At 69.4% G+C, this 3,364-nt stretch carries 3 protein-coding genes; 1 reads left to right on the forward strand and 2 read right to left on the reverse strand.

Going from position 1 to position 3,364, the window contains the following annotated elements; all coding sequences use genetic code 11:
- Positions 1 to 262: 262 nt before the first annotated feature.
- Both AB0I73_RS40750 and AB0I73_RS40755 read right to left on the reverse strand, forming a co-directional pair.
- Positions 263 to 841 carry a nuclear transport factor 2 family protein gene (locus tag AB0I73_RS40750; RefSeq protein ID WP_363045430.1) on the reverse strand — a complete coding sequence of 193 codons (579 nt, stop codon included), beginning with the start codon at positions 839 to 841 and terminating at the stop codon, positions 263 to 265.
- Positions 842 to 917: 76 nt separating this feature from the next.
- Positions 918 to 2,261 carry an MFS transporter gene (locus AB0I73_RS40755; RefSeq protein WP_363045431.1) on the reverse strand — a complete coding sequence of 448 codons (1,344 nt, stop codon included), beginning with the start codon at positions 2,259 to 2,261 and terminating at the stop codon, positions 918 to 920.
- Between the two features lie 249 nt (positions 2,262 to 2,510).
- On the opposite strand from AB0I73_RS40755, the gene AB0I73_RS40760 reads away from it, so the two are divergent.
- Positions 2,511 to 3,272, forward strand: a complete 762-nt coding sequence (locus AB0I73_RS40760; protein WP_363045432.1) for an IclR family transcriptional regulator — start codon at positions 2,511 to 2,513, stop codon at positions 3,270 to 3,272.
- Positions 3,273 to 3,364 lie beyond the last annotated feature (92 nt).

Raw genomic sequence — 3,364 nt, forward strand, 5'->3', positions numbered from 1 at the left:
GCAAACACCCCCCTCCCCCCCCCGCCGCTCGCCCGATCGGCCCCGGCCCGGGCCGGGTCGACCGCCGGCTGCGCCTGCGGTTCGGCGCGCAGCCGCGCGTGACCCGGTCGTGCGGAGGGGAGGGCGCGGCGTGCGGCCGAGCGGGTGGTGGCGTCGGGAAGCCGATGACCCCGCCCCGGGGGAAGGGGCGAGGTCATCGGCGCTCATGGTGGTGCGGGTTCCCGCACGGGGCCCGTCCCGCGGCCGGGCACGGAACCGGGGGTCACTCGGGCTGGAGCGGACCCCGGCCGAACATCGAGAGCACCTGGTAGCTCTTGTCCTCGGGGCCGGGCTTGCTCAGCTCCATGGCGAACCCGCCGGTGAACAGCTCCTGGTCCACGGGGCGTTCGTGGATCCAGTCCCGGATCACCTCGCGGAAAGTGATCTTCCAGACGCCGTCGCGCTCCTCGTACCGGTTGAACGTGCGGCTGGCGGCGATCAGTTCGCGTGCCGGGTCCCCGAAGCGGTGGTACGAGAGGCGATGGGTCTCCCCCTCGGCGGTCTTGCCGTCCACCTTGTACCACTCGTTCAGCAGGTAGTGGGTGGTGTTCTCGAACCGGGGCTTGAACTCGTCGATGATCCAGTTCACCCACTCGTCCACGCCGCCTTCCTTCATGTCGCCCAGGCGGACGAAGGCGTCGTCGAAGAAGATCGACTTCAGCAACTCGGGGTCACGCCGGTCGATCCCGCGGCAGTAGGCGGCCTCGAGGTCGTGCAGCCGGTCCTTGACCTTCAGTTCCCGAAGGAGGCGGAGGTCCTCCTCGGTCACCACGCTGGCGGTGCGAACTGCGTCGTCGGTCATTGTGTTTCTCCCTCGGGTGAGGATTCAGGCGGGTGTGGGGGAGCGGAGGGGCGCGTACGGCAGGGTGCGGGCCCCGTCACGCGTCGAGTCGCCGGCCGGTGCGGTCCGGGAGCAGGCGGATCGCCACGGCGGAGATCAGGATCGTGAGCAGGCCGTAGGCGGTGATCAGCAGGGTTCCGTTCCCCGAGATCTGCATCAGCCACGTCGCGAGCAGGGGCGCCGGTGCGGCGAACAGCATGTTTCCGCAGGTGAGTCCGAGAGCCGAGCCGGTGTACCGGACGGGGGTCGGCAGCGCCTCGGCGTAGAAGGCCCCCTGGCATCCGGTCATGAACTGCACACCGCACAGCGCACCCGTGATGGTGAGCGCGGCCAGCCACCAGTTGCCCGTGTCGAGGATCAGGAAGAACGGGACGAGGAAGGCCAGCAGCACCGCGAGACCCGTGAAGAGGACGCGCTTTCGTCCGATCCGGTCGCTGGACCAGCCGCCGAGCAGGCTGGCCCCGATGGAGATCGAGTTCGCGACGACCATCAACCCGAAGGTGGAGCTCTTGTCGAAGCCGAGCTGGCCCGTGAGGTAGCTGATGGCGAAGGTGACGGTGATGTAGTACAGCGCTCCCGGCGCGGCCCACGCGAGCACCAGCAGCATCACGGTCTTCCGGTGCTGCCTCAGCAGCCCGCGCGCCGGCTGCTCGCTCTTGCCCTCGGTGGCGAGGAAGGCCGGAGTCTCCTCGACGCGGTGCCGGATGTAGTACCCGACGGCGATGAGCGCCACGCTCATCAGGAAGGGGATCCGCCAGCCCCAGCCGGTGAACTGGTCCTCGGTGAGCCACGCGGCGAGTCCGGTCAGGGTGAGGGTGGCGAGTACCTGACTGATCGGCGATCCCACCGACATCAGGGCACCCGCGACACCGCGGCGCCGGCTCGCCGAGTGCTCCATCACCATGAGCTGCGACCCGGTGTGCTCGCCCCCCAGGGCGAAGCCCTGCAGGAAGCGCAGTGCCACCAGCGCGAGCGGAGCCACCATTCCCACCGTGGCGTAGGTCGGAAGCAGGCCGATCAGCACCGACGCCGCGCCCATGAGCAGCAGCGTGAACATGAGGACGTTCCGGCGGCCGAGCCGGTCACCCAGCAGGCCGAACACGAGCCCGCCCAGGGGCCGTGCCACCAGCCCGACCCCGAAGGTCGCGAACGACGCCAGCAGTGCGGTGCCCGGCGCGAGGTCGGGGAAGAAGAGCTGCGGGAACACCGTGGCCGACAACGCGCCGTAGACGGAGAAGTCGAACCACTCCAGCGCGGAGCCCAGCGCGCCACTGACGACCGCGCGCCGGGCGGTGGGGGTACCGCTCCCGGCCTCCGGGCCCTCCGGTGCCGTGTCCGGCCGGCCTGTTCCGGCCGCCCCTTCGAGTTCACTGACTGACATCGCTTCACTCTCCTCGGTGTCCTCACTGCGCGGCACGTCACACGTACTCACGGGCGGTTCACGCCTCAACGGCCACTTACGCCACGGGCATGCGAGGGGGTGGTCTCGCGCCCAGGAGTCCGCGCCACGCAAAGGCACTCGTTCGAGTGTGCGTTCGCCTGCGGACATCGAGAGAATCCACTATGAGGGAGTGGCTAGTCAATCATTCCCTGTATGTGGGAATATCAAGCCGTGAACACTCTCCAAACTGTGGACAGGGCACTTCGACTGCTCGCACTGGCGCAGCAGGAGCCGGTCGTCACCCTCGCCCGTGCCGCCGACGAGCTGGGTGTGGGGACCTCCGTCGCCCACCGGCTCCTGGCCACCCTCGAGGCGAACGGCTTCATGCGCCGCTCACTCGACGGCCCCGGCTACCGCCTCGGCCCGGCCATGACCGCCGCCCGCCCCGCCCACGCCGACACGGACTTCACCCACCTCATCCAGGACGACCTGCTCGAGCTGCAGACGGCGACCGGTGAGACCGTGGAGTTCGCGGTCCTCGAAGGGCAGGCGGTGCGCTACATCTACGGCATCGCCTCACAGCACCACATGCGCATCGAAGCCCGGGCGGGGACGATCCTCCCCGCGCACACCTCGGCCTGCGGACGAGCCCTCCTCGCCACCCTCACGACCGAGCAGCTCCGCCGGATCTACCCGAACGAACCGCTCCCGCACGCGGCGAAGACCACCACCCCGACCCGCACGGCCCTCGAAGCCGAACTGGAGAACGTCAGACAGCGCGGTTACGCGCGCAACATCGAGGAGACCCAACCCGGCATCGCGGCACTCGCGCAGACCCTCCCCACCCCGCAGGGGTACCCGCCCATCGCCATCACCATCTCGGGGCCGCAGGCGCGCCTCTGCTTCACCCGCGAGGACCCCTGCACCCCGTCCGAGACGGCACTCGCCCAAGCCCTGCGCCTGACGACGCAGAAGATGCAGGCGAAGCTCACCTCGAAGCTCCAGCACTAGGCACTGTCCGGCGGATCATGTGACTTTCCGACCGGTCGCTCGTTGGTTCGGGCATGGGCCGGGGGGATCTGACGAATCGCGAGTGGTCGTTA

The sequence above is a fragment of the Streptomyces sp. NPDC050388 genome, from assembly GCF_040655635.1.
Classification (GTDB): domain Bacteria; phylum Actinomycetota; class Actinomycetes; order Streptomycetales; family Streptomycetaceae; genus Streptomyces.